At 67.2% G+C, this 15,262-nt stretch carries 14 protein-coding genes; 6 read left to right on the plus strand and 8 right to left on the minus strand.

The window, feature by feature from the left end; genetic code table 11:
* Positions 1–791: M16 family metallopeptidase (locus HUK82_RS06160; RefSeq protein WP_176613139.1), on the minus strand; the 791-nt coding region annotated here is incomplete at its 3' end.
* 228 nt (positions 792–1,019) lie between these two features.
* On the opposite strand from HUK82_RS06160, the gene HUK82_RS06165 reads away from it, so the two are divergent.
* Together HUK82_RS06165 and HUK82_RS06170 are read left to right on the plus strand one after the other, a co-directional pair.
* A complete protein-coding gene (locus tag HUK82_RS06165) occupies positions 1,020–2,180 on the plus strand; it encodes a serine hydrolase domain-containing protein (protein WP_246495526.1) in 1,161 nt (386 codons plus the stop codon).
* Between the two features lie 45 nt (positions 2,181–2,225).
* A complete protein-coding gene (locus tag HUK82_RS06170) occupies positions 2,226–2,744 on the plus strand; it encodes a hypothetical protein (protein WP_176613121.1) in 519 nt (172 codons plus the stop codon).
* A 23-nt stretch (positions 2,745–2,767) separates the two neighbouring features.
* On the opposite strand, the gene HUK82_RS06175 is transcribed toward HUK82_RS06170, so the two are convergent.
* Positions 2,768–2,941 carry a DUF1674 domain-containing protein gene (locus HUK82_RS06175; protein WP_176613122.1) on the minus strand — a complete coding sequence of 58 codons (174 nt, stop codon included), beginning with the start codon at positions 2,939–2,941 and terminating at the stop codon, positions 2,768–2,770.
* An 89-nt stretch (positions 2,942–3,030) separates the two neighbouring features.
* Between HUK82_RS06175 and HUK82_RS06180 the strand changes: the two genes are divergently transcribed.
* Positions 3,031–4,068, plus strand: coding sequence for a glycosyltransferase (locus tag HUK82_RS06180; RefSeq protein WP_246495524.1), 1,038 nt, complete (start codon positions 3,031–3,033; stop codon positions 4,066–4,068).
* Positions 4,069–4,082: 14 nt separating this feature from the next.
* Here HUK82_RS06180 and HUK82_RS06185 read toward each other — a convergent pair whose 3' ends face one another.
* From HUK82_RS06185 to HUK82_RS06205, 5 genes are all read right to left on the minus strand, one after another.
* Positions 4,083–7,166, minus strand: coding sequence for an efflux RND transporter permease subunit (locus HUK82_RS06185; protein WP_176613124.1), 3,084 nt, complete (start codon positions 7,164–7,166; stop codon positions 4,083–4,085).
* A gap of 5 nt (positions 7,167–7,171) precedes the next feature.
* A complete protein-coding gene (locus HUK82_RS06190) occupies positions 7,172–8,356 on the minus strand; it encodes an efflux RND transporter periplasmic adaptor subunit (RefSeq protein ID WP_176613125.1) in 1,185 nt (394 codons plus the stop codon).
* Complete coding sequence (locus tag HUK82_RS06195; protein ID WP_246495522.1) at positions 8,353–9,534, minus strand: TolC family protein; 1,182 nt, start codon at positions 9,532–9,534, stop codon at positions 8,353–8,355. The genes HUK82_RS06190 and HUK82_RS06195 overlap by 4 nt, the downstream gene beginning before the upstream one ends.
* 267 nt (positions 9,535–9,801) lie before the next feature.
* Positions 9,802–10,128, minus strand: coding sequence for a hypothetical protein (locus tag HUK82_RS06200; protein WP_176613127.1), 327 nt, complete (start codon positions 10,126–10,128; stop codon positions 9,802–9,804).
* A gap of 113 nt (positions 10,129–10,241) precedes the next feature.
* The gene (locus HUK82_RS06205) at positions 10,242–10,631 is read right to left on the minus strand and encodes a MerR family transcriptional regulator (RefSeq protein ID WP_176613128.1); all 390 of its coding nucleotides are present in this window, start codon (positions 10,629–10,631) and stop codon (positions 10,242–10,244) included.
* 310 nt (positions 10,632–10,941) lie between these two features.
* Here HUK82_RS06205 and HUK82_RS06210 point away from each other — a divergent pair, with 310 nt between their 5' ends.
* The 3 genes from HUK82_RS06210 (at position 10,942) to bla (ending at position 14,475) form a co-directional block, all read left to right on the plus strand.
* Positions 10,942–11,871, plus strand: a complete 930-nt coding sequence (locus HUK82_RS06210) for an MIP/aquaporin family protein (protein ID WP_246495520.1) — start codon at positions 10,942–10,944, stop codon at positions 11,869–11,871.
* Positions 11,872–12,018: 147 nt separating this feature from the next.
* On the plus strand, positions 12,019–13,479 hold the full coding sequence (gene fumC, locus HUK82_RS06215) for a class II fumarate hydratase (RefSeq protein WP_176613129.1): 1,461 nt from the start codon (positions 12,019–12,021) through the stop codon (positions 13,477–13,479).
* 135 nt (positions 13,480–13,614) lie between these two features.
* The gene (gene bla / locus HUK82_RS06220) at positions 13,615–14,475 is read left to right on the plus strand and encodes a class A beta-lactamase (protein WP_176613130.1); all 861 of its coding nucleotides are present in this window, start codon (positions 13,615–13,617) and stop codon (positions 14,473–14,475) included.
* A gap of 304 nt (positions 14,476–14,779) precedes the next feature.
* Here bla and HUK82_RS06225 read toward each other — a convergent pair whose 3' ends face one another.
* Complete coding sequence (locus HUK82_RS06225; protein ID WP_246495519.1) at positions 14,780–15,220, minus strand: PadR family transcriptional regulator; 441 nt, start codon at positions 15,218–15,220, stop codon at positions 14,780–14,782.
* Positions 15,221–15,262: the final 42 nt, after the last annotated feature.

A 15,262-nucleotide genomic window follows, 5' to 3' on the forward strand; every position in this document is an offset into this window, starting at 1 on the left:
CGCGCCGGCAGGGCATGGGCCGGAATCGCGTCGAAGGCCGCGCGCACCTGCGCCAGCGTCGCGGCGGGGTCGACGTCGCCGGTGATGACCAGCACCGCGTTGTTGGGCGCATACCACGCCTGGTAGAAACCCCGCAGAATGGCGGCATCCGTCTTGTCGAAGGACGGACGTGTGCCCAGCGCGTCGTGCGCGTAGGGGGTGCCGGCGTAGAGAATTCCCTGAAGCTGGGAGATATAGCGGTAGGCGGGACTGGACAGGTCGCGCGAGACTTCCTGTTCGATCGCGCCACGTTCCTTGTCCCAGTCCTCCTGCTTGAGAAGCAGGCCTTTCATGCGCAGCGCCTCGATCTGCAACACGACATCCAGATTGGCCGCCGGGGCCGTATAGAAATACTGCGTGACGTCTTCGGTCGTATCCGCGTTGTAGTCGCCGCCGAGTTGTGCGCCGATGAACGAGAGCTGATCGCGGTCCAGCCCCGCGCTGCCGCGAAACATCATGTGCTCCAGCGCGTGCGCAGTGCCCGGGAAGCCGTCCGGGGCTTCGGCCGAGCCGGTCAGGTAATTGAGCTCGGTCGTCACGACGGGCGCCAGACGATCGCGCACGATGATGACACGCAGGCCGTTTGCCAGTGTCGCGCGTGTGACGTTCGCCGCCTCGGTCGTGTTGGTGCCGGTCGTGCTGGTTCGGGACGGCGCGGGCGTGTCGGCGTGCGCCACGGCGGGCAGGCCGGCGATCAGGGTGGTGCCCAGCAGGGCGAGCGTCAGCGCATACGTCGCGCGGCGAAAGGGCATGATGCGGTCATCTCCGGCAGGATGGCCCCGATGGAGGGCACACAGGGCACGCATGATGCCGCAATCCATCGGAAACTGAACCCCCGGTGTCCCCGTGGTGACAGGCATGCCGGCGAACGGATGGGCGGTCACGAGGCAGGTGGCCTTGCGTTTCGTGGCACGCCGCAATGAAATGTTAAAAAGCGTTCAGGCATGGTAGGTGCCTGCGCAACGTCAGGAGGAAGACGGATGATGCGGCGATTCGATCCCGATGGAAGTGCTGTGCGCGTCCGCGCGGTGATGCAGACCGCGATTGCCCGTCGCCGGGTCGTGGGCGCGCATGTGCTGGCGTCTCTGAACGGCGTCGTGATCGTGGACGAGGTCGCGGGTCTGCGCGATCTGGAACGGGACGAGCCCATGCCGGCGTCGCCGCTGTTCCGGCTGGCCTCGCTCACCAAGCCCGTCACCAGTGCCGTGGCGCTGGGCCTGGCGCGGGAGGGGCGGCTCGATCTCGACGCGCCGATCAGCGCGCTGCTGCCCGGCTTTCAGCCGGCGCTGCCGGACTGTACGGTGCCCGTCATCACGTCGCGCCAGTTGATGCTGCATACGGCCGGGCTGTCGTACGGTTTCTCGTTTCCCCATGACGACAATCCCTATGCCCGGGCTGGCGTGTCGGACGGCCTTGCGGAACCGGGCGTGTCGTTGCGCGACAACCTCGCGCGTCTGGCCTCCGTGCCGCTGCTGTTCGCGCCCGGTACGGGGTGGCAGTATTCGCTCTCGCTCGACGTTCTGGGCGGTGTCCTGGAAGCCGCGACGGGCCAGACGCTCGACGCGTTGGTCCGTGAGCGGATCGGCGCGCCACTGGGCTGGACCCGCAGCGGCTTCGCTCCCGGTGAAGGCGATGACATGGGGCCGGCCTACGTCGACGGGCCCGTGCGTATGGGTGCCCGCCATGTCCTGAAGAGCCCGCTGGGCGGCGGCACGTATGGCGAGGTCGTCTTCGCGCCCGATCGCGCGCTCGACCCGGCGTCCTATCCGTCCGGTGGGGCGGGGATGGTGGGGGATGCGCGGGAGTATCTGGCGTTTCTGGAGATGCTGCGCGTTGGCGGCGGGGACGTTCTGGACCCTCAGGACGCTGCCGTATTCGGTGTGAACGCGACGGGCACGCTGTCCACCACGCCGGGGCGGGAAGGGCTCGGGTTTGGCATCGGCGCCTCGGTCCTGAACGACCCGGATGCGGCGCGCGCGCCTCTGTCCCCGGGCAGCTTTTCCTGGGGGGGGGCGTATGGGCATAGCTGGTTTGTCGATCGGGCATTGGGGCTGAGCGTCGTGATGTTAAGCAACACCACGTTTGCCGGGATGACCGGCCCATACCCGGATGCGGTCCGGGATGCGTTTTTCGTGGATTGAGGGAAACCGGCGTCGTAACGACGATGGTTGGAGAAAAGGAGTCGCATGAGCATCGGCGATCGCGTCAACCAGTTCGATGAGTGGCTGCTCGACCGCGTGTTTCAACCCGTGGCGGACCGGCTTCCTGAACGGCTGACAGCCCTTGAGATCGGCATGAGCTTTCAGCTCGGCGCGTTGCTGCTGTCGGCTGTCTCGATCGGCGCGATGGTCGTCATCGGCCATCTCGGCTTTGGGGACGCGATGTTCAACGTTCTGACCTGGAGTGTCGGTCTGGCGTTTTTCGTCGGCATCAACCGGGTGCGGCCGCTGGTGAAGCCGGGCCACCTGAATCCGCTGCGGCCGATGTTGGCAGGTATGCGACCGCTGTCCATACCGTTTGCGATCTATTCGCTTTGGCAGGGGGTCACGGCACCGCCGGGCTTCGAGCTGGCCATGTGGTTCAATTCACTGGCGAACATGGCCTATGTGCTGGGCACTTACCTGATTTCCTGCACGCCGCGCCCTCCGGGATACCGGCAGGCCCGCAGGGCACCCGCCTTTCGTACCGTTCGGGGTGAGGCATGAGGGCGCGGCCACGCTCCGGCGTCTTAGAAGTCGACGCAGCGCCCCTTGCGTTCCCAGTCGCCGTAGCGCGTGGGTTCCGGGCCGGCGGGGCCGCCAATTTCCGTTGGGCGCTGCCGCGCCTGTTCCGGGACAGTGCTAGTGGCATCCGGGGTCGGCTCGACAGCGGAGGTATCGGGACGGTGCGTTGCTTCGGTCATGGCAGGACGATAACCGCCACACGGGGCACCGACACGCAAAAACAGCGTGAGCTCGTGCTGGGTGTGCCGTCGCCCGCATGGGGGCAGGCATGAGGATTCTGCATGCGATCGCCACGCACGAATTTGCCGGCTCCGAACGATATGTGGCGGAACTGAGCGCCGCGCAGGCGCGTGATCATGACGTAACGGTGCTGTTGCAGGGGCGGACCCGGGACCGCTGCACCGGGGGCGATATCCGCGACGTGCTTGACGGGCAGGTTCGGGTGGCGCGGGCCGGACCGGGCGGCTATTGCCTGGCACTGGGTCGTGCCCTGCGCCAGATCCGTCCCGACATTGTTCACACCCATCTGGGCCGCGCAAGCATGCGGGCCAGACTGCTGTCCGTCGGGCGGGTGCCGACGATTGCGACGCTGCACAACCGCTTCAGCCCCCGCGTCTATGGGGGGCATGACGGCCTGATCTGCGTGGCGCGATGGCAGACCGCTGGGATTCCACCGGGCTTTGACCGGCCGGTCGATGTCATCGGCAACTGGACCTGTGTGCCGTCGATGGACGCGGGCCGGCGTGCCGACCTGCGAGCGCGCTGGGGGTTCACGGACGACACATACGTCTTTGGCGGTGCGGGTCGCTTCGTGTCGGAGAAGGGCTTCGACACGCTTATCCGCGCGTTCGAGCGGCTTCCGGCGCCCAACGTCCGGCTTGTGCTGTTCGGCGATGGTCCCGAGCGTGCCGCGCTGGAAGCGCTTGCCGGGCCGCGTGTCAAGTTCGGTGGCTTTTCGAAATCGCTGCCGACGGATCTGAGCGCGCTCGATGCGTTTGTGCTGCCGTCGCGGTGCGAGCCGTTCGGGTTGGTCCTGCTGGAGGCCATGGCCAACGGGCTGCCGGTGCTGGCCACGCGGGCGGGGGGCGTTCCGGATATTCTGGGCGATCATTCACCCGATCTCGTCCCCCCCGACGACAGCGTCGCGCTGGCCGAGGCCATGCGGCGCCGGATCGGGGTGCTGCGCCGGGACTGGGACATGACGCGCTTTCGCCGCGCCTCGTCCGTCGCGCGGATCGAACAGTTCTACGACCGTGTTCTGGGGCGCGAGAGGGCCGCGGCCGCCGTCCCCCCGCTGGCGGCCTGATCGGCCGGAGCCGTTCAGCGTCTCTCCCGCCAGTTGGCGAGACGGATATAGAGCGACGGCAGCACCAGCAGCGTCAGCATCGTGCACGACACGAGGCCGCCGATGACCACCGTCGCCAGTGGTTTTTCGACTTCGGCGCCTTCGCTTGCTGAAAATGCCATGGGAAAGAAGCCAAGGCAGGCGACGGTCGCGGTCGCCATCACCGGCCGGAAGCGATCGCGCGCGGCGGTCGTGGCCGCGGCCCAGGCATCGAGGCCCGCGCGTCGCTTTTCCCGCACATAGGAAATCAGCACCACGCCATTGAGGGTCGCCACGCCGAACAGGGCGATGAACCCGATTCCGGCCGAGATGCTGAACGGCATGCCCCGCAGATAAAGCGCGATGATGCCGCCCGTCGCCGCGAACGGTAGGTTGACGAACACCAGACCGGCGAGCCACGCGTCGCCCAGCGCAAGGATCAGCAGGCAGAAGATCAGTACCAGCGTGATTGGCACCACGATTTCCAGACGCGCAAGCGCGGTTTGCAGGTTGCGGAACTGTCCGCTCCATTCAAAGCGATACCCCGGCGGTAGGGGCACCTGATCCCGCACGGCGGTCTGCGCGGCCTGTACGAAGGAGCTGAGGTCGCGGCCGCGCACATTGGCCTGGACCATCGTGCGGCGTTCGCCCTGGTTGCGGCGGATGGCGGCAGGACCGCTGTCCAGTGTGATGCGCGCCACCTGCGCGAGTTCGACGACATGGTCGTCGCGCGTCACCACGGGCAGGCGGCGGATCTTGTCGACCGTGTCGCGTGACAGGGGGGCGATGCGCACCTCGGTCGGGATCAGGGCCGAATCGATGGAGACCGGGGGGCCGACATGGCCGCCCACGGCCTCGACCACGTCCAGTACGGCGGTCGTGTCGACGTTCAGCCGCGCGGCGGCGGTCCGGTCGGCGTCGATATGAAGATAGGGAATCGTGCCGACGTCCTGAGGGGCCACGTCCGCCGCGCCGTCGATCCGGCCGACCACGGCGGCCGTTCGCGCGGCCAGCCGGGTGAGCACGTCGATATCGGGTCCATAGATGCCGATGGCGACCTGCGAGCGCACGCCCGACAGCAGATCATCCATGCGCATCTGGATCGGCTGGCTCCATGAATAGAGGGAACCGGGATTGTTTTTCCGCAGGGCGGCGTCGAACGCGCGGACCAGTCCGAGCTGCGTGGTCGCGGTCTTCCACTCAGAACGCGGCTTGAGCAGGACATAGGTATCGGTCTGCTCGCCCCCTTGCGGGTCGGTCGGGATGGCGGACGTGCCCGTGTTGCTGACCAGTGCGCGAACGTCGGGAAAGGCGCGCAGCGTGCGCTCGATCGCCGTGCTGGCCCGCAGCGAGGCATCGAGCGAGATGCCCGGCAAACGCGTCGAGGTGACGATCAGGTCACCTTCCTGAAGCTGCGGGATGAATTCGCCGCCCAGTCGTGTGGCCATCACGAGAGAGAGCAGGAAGATCAGCACCGCGATCGCGCTGATGCGACCGGGGCGCGCGACGCAGAGTGTGGAGGCCGGTGCGAAGCCGCGACGCAGGAACGCGATCAGACGCGTGTCATGTTCCGTGCCGTCGGAATCATGATGGGAGGGCGCGTCGCGGCGCAACAGCATTGCGGCCAGGGCGGGCACGCAGACCAGAGCAAACAGCAGCGACGAGACCAGGGCCAGGATCACGGTCTCGGCCATCGGCCGGAACATGCGCCCCTCGACCCCTTCGAGGGTCAGGATCGGCAGGTACACCAGAATGATGATCAGGATGGCAAACGTCACCGGCCGTGCCACGAGCGCCACGGTTTCGGAAATCCGCTGTTCCAGTGTCTCGCCGGGCCGGCCCCGGCTGCTGAGGACGCTTTCGACGATCACCAGCGCGCTGTCGACGATCATGCCGAAATCGATCGCGCCCAGACTGAGCAGGTTGGCCGAGATGCCCAGATGGTTCATGCCCACCATGGCGCAGACCAGAGAGAACGGGATGACCGCGATGATCACCACTGCCGCGCGCCAGTCGCCGATCACCACCATCAGCACGGCGAACACCAGGGCCGCACCCATCAGCAGGTTGTCACGCACGGTCATGATGGTCTTGTTGGTCAGGGACGCGCGGCTGAAATACGGATCGAGCCGGATGCCCGATGGCAGGGTTCCACGGATATCGGGGAGCGCTTTCTTGATACGGGCGAGCGTCTCGCGCGCGTTCGCACCCTGTTGCAGCAGGACGACGGCGACCACGGCCTCGCCGGAACCGTCACGCGTGACGGCCCCCAGGCGTGGCAGTCGCCCTTCGTGCACCCGGCCCACATCGCGTACGTGGACAACGCCGCCGTCGGGGCCGCTGCGCAACTGGATGTCGCCCAGTTCGGCAAGGTTGTCGATCAGCGACCGGCCGACAATGACGTGCTGTTCGTCGTTATGTTCGATCCACGCGCCGCCGGCGGCCTCGTTGTCCTGATCGACCGCGTGGAACACGTCCGAGACCGACACCCCGAACCGGCGCAGCGCCTGCGGGTCGAGCTCGACCTCGAAGGTCTGCGACGCGCCGCCATTGACGTTGATGTCGACCACCCCGGGGATCAGCCGCAGTTTCGGCGCGACGTTCCAGGTCATGATCCGGTTCAGGGTCGCGAGCGACTGTCCCGGCCCGGTGATCTGGAGTTGCAGGATTTCGCCCATGCCGGTGGCGAGCGGTCCCATCGACACGCTCAGACCATGGACGGGCACCGCCATGCGTGCCTGATCCATGCGTTGGGCCACAAGCTCGCGGTCACGGTATATGTCGGTGCCGTCATTGAACTGGAGATAGAGGACCGCCACGCCGGTGCGCGAGACCGAGCGCATGGTCGTCAGGCCGATGACGCCCGACATGACGCTTTCGATCGGGAACGTGACCAGCCGCTCGACCTCCTGCGCCGGCAGGCCGGGGGCCTGCACCGAGACCAGGACCTGACGCGGCGAGATATCGGGCACCGGCTCGACCGGCAGGGACCGCAGGTCCACGATCCCGGCGATCATCATCAGAACGGCCGCCCCCAGCAGCGCCCCGCGCGCCTGCAGCAGCTTCAGGACAAGCGTCATGGCGTCTAACCCGGCTGCGTATGGTCGGAGGGCGGTGCCAGAAGGGCCTGGGATTTTAGGACGAAACTGCCTTTCGTGACGACCGTCTCGTGGTCGGCGAGGCCTTGTGTGACGACCATCTCGCCATTGAGCGCGGGGCCCGGGGTGATCTTGCGGGCGACGTACTGCTCGGCCCCGATCCGCACGAACACGCAGGCCTGTCCGGCAATGGTCTGCAGGGCCGTCGTGGGGACGATCTGGCCGGCAACCTTCCGGCCCGCGAACAGTCGCGTCTGGACCAGCTGGCCCGCGCGCAGCGACAGATCGGCGTTGGGGACGAGGCTGCGCACCAGGACATGGCGGCTGCCCGGATCGACGCCGCCCTCGATCAGGTCGATCCGGGACACGAGCGGCGGCAGGTCCGGCCGCACCCAGGTCTGCTGGCGATTGCCCGGGGCCAGGCCGGCGGTGTCGAGTTCATCGACCTGCGAGACGACCCACAGGTGCGACAGGTCGTCGACCTCGACCGGCGCCACGGCGCCGCTGGAGACGTCTTCCCCGGCGGATACGCTGACACGCCGCACGATCCCGTCGATCGGGGAGACCACATCGGACCGCACGCCGCGCGACCGCTCGGTCGCGGAGGAAAAGCGTGCCATGCGTTCGCGCTCGTTCCGCACCACTGCCTCGCGGGTCTGGACCATGCCCTGCGCGTCCAGCAAAAGGGACTGGCGGCGCTGCATTTCGCCCACCGAGACGGCCCCGCCCTGCAAGCTGCGCGCGCGCCCATAGGACAGTTCGGCTTGGCGCGCGGTGGCGCGGGCCTGCTGCAGCGCGGCCTCGGCGCTGGCCAGACGCTGCGTCTCGTCGCTCAGGCTGAAATCGTCATAGGTCAGAAGGACCTGCCCGCGACGGACGGATTGGCCGGGGGTGACCAGAACCTCCTCGACCCGACCGGTGCCCACGGGCCGGACCCGCACGACCCGCCGTTCGTCGACCGTCACGTAGCCCGGCGCATCGACGTGGGCCGCGATGGCGCCGGCATGCGAGGTCGCGGTTTCGATGCCCTGCACGCTCAGGGCACTGGTCGCGATCGTGATCGGGGCGGTGGGCCAGTCGTCGGCCCGCGCCGGAGTATGGGGGGCGAGCAGGATCATCGCCGCGGACAGAGGCAGGCAGATGTGCACGAAAGGGGCGAGGGAGCGAATCACGGCGTGCCTCCGGCCATCAGTACCATGCGGACAAGGGCCGCGTGCCAGATCACGTCGGCCTGTGTCGCGCGTTGGCGGGCTTCGAGGGCGGCGCGCCGCGCGCGCAGATATTCGATCACGGGTGTTTCCCCTACCTGCCAGGCGCGTTCGAGGTGGCTGGCGCGGTCGTCCAGCGCGGTTTGCGTCGCGCGGGCGTGCCGCAGGATCTCCAGCGCGGTTCCCAGCTGGGACCGCGTCTGGCGATATTCGACGGTGACCTTGCGGCGCGCCAGTTCCGCATCGCGGTCGGCGGCCCCCATGGCGCGCACTTCCTTCATGACCATCGGCGTGTTCCGGGCCTCGCTGGGCAGCGGCACCTGAAACTGCACGCCGACCTGTGTATCCCACGGACTGCCGTACTGGGCCTGACGCAGCACTTCGACTCCGACCTGCGGGTTGGGCATGTAGGAACGGCGTGCCACGTTGAACGAGGCCTGGGCCTGCCGCGCGGTGGCGCGGGCCATCTCCAGCCGGGGGTCGTGGTCGGGGTTCAGACGCGCGCCGGAGGTCGCGAGGAGCCGACTGTCGATCGCCATCAGATCGGGGACAGAGTCCTGTCCGGTCAGGGTTTCGATTTCGGCGCGCGTCGTCTCCAGCCGCTGCGAACGCTCGGCGATCTGCCCCTCGATGTCTTCGCGCTCGCCGATGACGGCTTCGTGGTCGGTCGTCGCGATCTCGCCGCTGGCCAGTGCCGCGTGTGAACTGCGGGCGAGGCTGTCGAGCAGGTCGCGGGTGGTGCGAAGATTGTCGATTTCCCGATCAAGCAGGGTTGCCGTGCTGGCCAGATCCAGCACCCGCACGGCGGTCAGCAATCGCTCGACCTTGATATGTGCCCGCGCGACGGCTTCGTCCGCCAACGCATTGCGGACGTTGGCGGTGCCCTGCCCCGGCAGCCAGAGCGGCACGCTGATCGCGCCCTGATAGGTAGTGTAGCCGAGCTTGGAGCCGATGAAATGATCGTCGAGATAATCGCCGCTCAGCACCGGGCCGCCAGGGAACCAGGATTCCAGCGCGCTGGCCGTCCGGTGGGCCGCCTGCGCATCAACGGCGGCCGACCGTGCCGACGGGTCGATCGCCCACGCCTGTACGATTGCGTCGTGCAGGCTCTCGGCGCGAGTGGCCGGGCTTGCGAGGACCATACCAAGCACCAGCAGGCATGCCGGCACATGACGTACGTGGGGTCGGCATCGGCAGGACGATGATGGTCGGCTTGGGCGAGGCGCATGTCGTTGCCCGTCCGGGGCCTGCGGTCCGGCGAGTCGGGACGAAGTGAACATGGGGCACTGATACCAGAGGCGGTGCGCTCCGGGATGACAAAATTTGTCCAGTCAATAAATGAGACGGAGCTAGGGCTCCCGCCTCAGTGGTGCCGAAAGGGCGCGAGGCGGAAGTGCCGGGGAACGGTGTTACATGCCGGGCATCGACGGCATCGTCGTCAGGCTCTTGGCCTGCTGGCGGCTCTGGTCGAGCTGGTTCTTCTTGTTCGTATAGGCGCTGATGGCGGCATCGCGGCGCGTCGTGACGCCCTTGCGCGCGGCGTCGAGCCGGCTGGTGACGCCCTGCATGGCGGCCTGACGGCGCGTGTTGACATCATTCTCGCCGGCCTGGCGGGCGCCGTTGAGCATCGATGTGCCAAGGCTCTGCGGGGACTGAACGGCGGTGGTCAACCGCGCGTGCGCGGCCAGAGGGGCACAGAGCGACATGGCGAGGGCGGCGAAAGCGAACTTTTTCATGACGGTAGGGCTATTCCGGACAGTGTGTGACCACACGGTGTCTAGGCATCGGGCCGTCCCCATTTAAGGCGCTCATATTGCGAACTGTAACTGCGATACACAGGGAGGGTGCGTCAGAACAGGATCAGAGACGCCAGTCCGCCCGCGCCCAGCAGCCCCCATAGGGACGTCAGGATCAGTCGCCGCCGGATGGCCTGCCGCGTCAGGAGGACCAGCAGAGGATCACGCGGCGGCGCTGTATCCGTGTCGGGACCGGGTACGGCCGGGCGGTGGCGGTAGGGTGTGTCGTGATCACCGACGCCGACCGCCTGAAGCAGGTCGGCGCGAAACCGGTCGAGCTCCTCGCGCCGGTAGTGGCGGCGCCGATTGACCGGGATGGCGCGCGGACCGATTCGCAGGATGGCAAGCCCCAGCAGCGTCCCCCGCGCCACCCCAAGATGGCGGGCGGCCTCATTGGCGGTGAGCATGGGACGATGGGGCAGGGCGATCGGTTGAGACATCATGGTGGTCCCGTGCGAAGCGGTTTCGTGGGGTGCGGGGCCGGTGGTCGGCGGGGACGGAAAACGTTACGGCAAAGAGAGGGGTTGCGCCATGCCGGCCGGAGACGTGGGATGGCGGCCGTGCAGGCCATGCAGGTGTCCGCCCGCGCCGTCCCGCGCGCGACATGGCATGATGCCGGATGTGGAGGCAGACGAACGGGATGAGTGTCGGAGTGTCGTGTTGGAAGGGAAAAGCCGTCGTGCCGGTCCACGGCCACTCGCGAGGGAAGGGCCATGCCACGATGGCGGTCCGGACGCGCGGCGAACAGTTCCGATGATGGCACGCGGCGATGACGCGGCGACGCCGGTCGCAGCCCCTTCGCAACCCGGCGGCGGGCACAGGCTCTATCCGCATCCGGAGGATCGGCCGCTCTCGGGAAGGCCTGCGCCCGAAAAGCCCTTTCATCCGCGGCTGTATGCCTGTGAGTTTCTGGCGACCGCGATTCTTCTGGCGTGCGGGGTGGCGAGTAACGTCGCCATCGGCTCGCCCCTCAGCCCGGTCGGCAAGGCGTTGGCGCCGTATCCGTCGGTACTGACCGCCGTGCTGGGCTTTTTGTTCGGCTTCAGTTCGACGATAGCCGCTTTCTCACCGTTCGGCCGTGTCAGTGGCGCCCATCTCAGCCCGTCGATCAGTCTTGCATTCATGCTCGGTAGCCGTTTCGCGGTGATTGATACCGTGTGCTTCATGCTGGTGCAGCTTGCCGGGGCGGTGACGGGGTGTGGCCTTGTCGCGGTCAGCGGCTGGATCTGGCCCTCCTGGGGCGCGTGGTGCCATGCGGCGTTTTTCGCGGCCACCTATCCGGATGCGCTGGCGCCCGGGTGGTGGGCGGCGGTGGGGGAGATGGGCACTACGGCCATTCTGGTGGGGCTGGTCCTGTTCTGTGGCGCCAAGCCCCGTCTGCGGGCCTTCACGCCATGGGTGGCCGGGCCGCTGTTTTTCGTTCTCAACCCGTTCGAGGCGTGGCTGTCGGGCGACAGCACCAATCTGGCCCGTTCCTTCGGCCCGGCGGTGTTCGCCCACACCTGGGACGGGTTCTGGGTGTATCTGACAGGCCCGTTCGCAGGCGTGGCCCTGGTGGTGATCCTGATCCGGATCGAGGTCTTCGGCACGCTGCATCTGCACGAAGCGCGCCGCGCCTATTTCGGTCACGACGGGCGTGCGCCCTACCTGTTCCGGTGGGCCTCCCGCCGCAAGGGCGCGTGAGCGCGCGTCATGCCCGGCGGGGGTGGCACCCATGGCCGTGCGTTCTGCAACCGTGCGACGAACACGACGTTTTTCCCTCGAGGTGATCGCCCCGAGAACGTAGCAGTTCTTCACGGGCAACGCGCTAGACAGCGAAAAGGCCATCGGATGACCGAGGAACAGACCCCCCGTCCCATTCTGCACGACCTTCCCATCGGCATCGACGCCAGCGGCGAGCGGGAAGAGTTTGACTCGATGGGCAAGGTCGCGGTTCCGGCCGACCGCTACTGGGGCTCGCAGACGCAGCGATCCCTGCACCATTTTTCCATCGGGCGCGACCGGATGCCCCTCGAGGTCTATCACGCCTACGGCGTGGTCAAGAAGGCCTGCGCGCTGGTCAACGCCGAAAGCGGCCGTCTGCCGCGCTGGAAAGCCGATGCGATCGTCCACGCGGCCGACGAGGCGATCGACGGTCGGCTCGATGCTCATTTCCCGCTGTTCGTATGGCAGACCGGTTCCGGCACGCAGTCGAACATGAACGTGAACGAGGTGCTGTCGAACCGCGCCATCCAGTTGCTGGGCGGCACTCTGGGCTCACAGGTACCGGTGGGGCCGAACGACGACGTCAATATGGGGCAGTCGTCCAACGACAGCTTTCCCAGTGCGATGCATGTGGCGACGGTCGCGATGCTGGACGATCGCCTGCTGCCCGAACTCGACCGGCTGGCCGCCTGTCTCGAGGCGAAGTCGAACGAGTGGATGGATGTGGTCAAGATCGGTCGCACGCATCTCGAAGACGCGGTGCCCCTGTCGGTCGGGCAGGAGTGGTCGGGCTGGGCGGCGCAGCTGCGGGCCGCGCAACAGGCGATCGAGGCCTCGCGCGAGGGGCTGTATGAACTGGCCCTCGGGGGGACAGCGGTCGGCACCGGGCTCAATGCGCCCAAGGGTTTTTCGGTGGCCGTGGCCGCCCGGGTGGCGGAACTGACCGGCAGGCCGTTTCGCACGGCGGCCAACAAGTTCATGGCGCAGGGGTCCCTGGACGCCATGGTGCGGTCGTCGGCCGCACTCCGGGGTCTGGCGGTCGCCCTGATGAAAATTGCCAACGACATGCGCTGGCTGGCGTCGGGTCCGCGGTGCGGGATCGGCGAACTGAAGCTTCCGGACAATGAGCCGGGTTCGTCGATCATGCCGGGCAAGGTCAATCCGACACAGTGTGAGGCGATCGTGATGATCGCCATTCAGGTGATCGGCGACGACACCGCCGTGGCCTTCGCCGGCAGTCAGGGAAACTTCGAACTGAACGCGATGCGGCCGATCATCATCAACAACGTACTCCATTCCATCGCAATTCTGGCCGACGGCATGAAGGCTTTTCGCGCCTTTTCGGTCGAGGGTACGGCGCTGAACCGGGAGCAGATCAGCGCCCATCTCGACCGGTCGCTGATGCTGGTCACCGCCCTGTCGCCGGTCATCGGATATCAGGCCGCAGCCCATATAGCGGAGGATGCGGCGGCTACCGGGTCGACGCTGCGCGAAGCCGCCCTGAGATCGGGTGCGATCGATGCGGAGAAATTCGACCGGATCGTCGTGCCCAGCGACATGATCGGCGAAGGGCTGGCCGGCGCGTAAGGCGTGGCGGAACGGGCGGGCTTGCCGCGCGTGTCGGCGGGGACCACACTGCGCGCACGACTGCCGGCCGCAAGGCGGCGTATTCTCCCGTGCGGTCGGTCCGGACGATCCTGAAACAGTTGAGTAAGACCCGCGATGTTGGACAGACGAACCTTCGCGGCGGGCAGCGTTGCGCTTGCCGCCGGACCGGCCTTCGGGGCGTCGGCGCCTTTCGCCGCGCTTGTGTCGTACGAGCGCGCGTCCGGCGGACGCATCGGTGTGTATGCGCGCAATATGGGGACGGGTCGGACGTTGTCCTGGCGGTCGGGCGAACGCTTCGTGCTGTGCAGCACGTTCAAGGCGTCGCTCGTGGCCCTTGTCCTGCGCCGTGTCGACCAGCATCAGGACGACCTTGCGGCAAACGTTCCGCTGACGTCTGAGGATGTTCCGGACTGGCACGCGCCTGTCGCACGGGAGAACCTGTCACGCGGATTCATGACCGTGCGTGAGATGTGTGATGCCGCCGTGCGATTCAGCGATAACAGCTGTGCCAATCTGTTGTTGCGGCGTGTCGGCGGTCCGCCGGCTGTGACCGCGCTCTGGAGAAGCGTCGGCGACATCGAAAGCCGCCTTGACGACGGCGAGCCCGACGTCAATCGCACGCCGCCCGGCGGGGTGGGCAACACGACGACGCCTTCGGCCATGGCGCACTCGTTCGGGGCATTGGTGCTTGGGGACACTCTCATTGACTCATCGAAACGCCTGCTGACCGGCTGGCTGCTGGCCAACACCACCGGCACGAACCGCCTGAGAGGCGGTCTACCGTCTTCGTGGCGCGTGGCGGACAAGACCGGCAACAATGCCAGGGACGTGGCGGCCGATGTCGCGATCGCGTGGCCACCGGGCGGCGCGCCGGTCATCATCGCCGCCTACACGCGCGGCGGTGCGCCGACAGCCGCTCTGTTCGAGACGGTTTTCAGGGCGGTGGGCCAGGAGGTGGGTGCCACACTGGGATAGCATCGCATTACCGCCTGTTGTCGGGCATTGGCGCGAAACACGGCGTCCGCGCGTCCGGCAATCACGATGGTGTGCTGGTGCGCGCGGATCGCAAGGCAGCTGAGGAATGTGGGCAATCGGTCGTTGCCCTGAGCACGGGGCCGATCGGCAATCTGCGTATCCAGATAGATGATACGGTGCTGGCGACGCGCGCGGGTGCCGACAGGGTGATCAGCCAGCCCGATCAGGTGCTGGAAACGGTCCGGTCCAGGAGGGGCGGATGTTGCGACGACATATGCTCCGGTACGCTTTGTAACCGCGACCGTCACGCCTGTTCGATCGCACGAGCCGCGTCATCGAGAACCGTCGCGATCTTCGCCTCCGCTTCGCAATCCAGGCCGCCCTGACGCAGGCGTAGACGAAGCGCCGTCTTGAGGTTTTCCATGCCGCGCATGACCGGCGCGGACAGGTTCCGCCGTCCACCTTGTCCTTCGGTATCGGCGCTTGCCGCCCGGGCGAGCACGTCGTCCAGCGCTGGCCGGTTCGCGGTGACGAAGGCCTCTCCTTCAGGCGTGATGCCGAAGCTCTTACGGCCGTCTTCACCGGCGGGTCGGATATAACCCGCCTCCTCCAGCCATGTGAGCGTCGGATAGATCACGCCGGGGCTCGGCGTGTAACTGCCGCCGAACGTCTCCTCGATGGTCTTGATAAGTTCGTAGCCATATGTGGGCTTTTGCGAAATCAGGTTGAGGACCAGAAGCCGCATCTCCCCATAATCGAACAGCCGGTTGCGGCCTCCGTGCCGACC

Origin of the sequence: Ameyamaea chiangmaiensis (assembly GCF_013376175.1) — a bacterium.
Taxonomy (GTDB): domain Bacteria; phylum Pseudomonadota; class Alphaproteobacteria; order Acetobacterales; family Acetobacteraceae; genus Ameyamaea; species Ameyamaea chiangmaiensis.

Coding starts and splice junctions, on each gene's coding strand:
- HUK82_RS06175 (WP_176613122.1), bottom strand. CDS start 2,941: ATGACCGAAGCAACGCACCGTCCCGATACCTCCGCTGTCGAGCCGACC.
- HUK82_RS06165 (WP_246495526.1), top strand. CDS start 1,020: ATGATGCGGCGATTCGATCCCGATGGAAGTGCTGTGCGCGTCCGCGCG.
- HUK82_RS06185 (WP_176613124.1), bottom strand. CDS start 7,166: ATGACGCTTGTCCTGAAGCTGCTGCAGGCGCGCGGGGCGCTGCTGGGG.
- HUK82_RS06180 (WP_246495524.1), top strand. CDS start 3,031: ATGAGGATTCTGCATGCGATCGCCACGCACGAATTTGCCGGCTCCGAA.
- HUK82_RS06225 (WP_246495519.1), bottom strand. CDS start 15,220: ATGCGGCTTCTGGTCCTCAACCTGATTTCGCAAAAGCCCACATATGGC.
- HUK82_RS06200 (WP_176613127.1), bottom strand. CDS start 10,128: ATGAAAAAGTTCGCTTTCGCCGCCCTCGCCATGTCGCTCTGTGCCCCT.
- HUK82_RS06170 (WP_176613121.1), top strand. CDS start 2,226: ATGAGCATCGGCGATCGCGTCAACCAGTTCGATGAGTGGCTGCTCGAC.
- HUK82_RS06195 (WP_246495522.1), bottom strand. CDS start 9,534: ATGGTCCTCGCAAGCCCGGCCACTCGCGCCGAGAGCCTGCACGACGCA.
- fumC (WP_176613129.1), top strand. CDS start 12,019: ATGACCGAGGAACAGACCCCCCGTCCCATTCTGCACGACCTTCCCATC.
- HUK82_RS06205 (WP_176613128.1), bottom strand. CDS start 10,631: ATGATGTCTCAACCGATCGCCCTGCCCCATCGTCCCATGCTCACCGCC.
- HUK82_RS06210 (WP_246495520.1), top strand. CDS start 10,942: ATGATGGCACGCGGCGATGACGCGGCGACGCCGGTCGCAGCCCCTTCG.
- bla (WP_176613130.1), top strand. CDS start 13,615: ATGTTGGACAGACGAACCTTCGCGGCGGGCAGCGTTGCGCTTGCCGCC.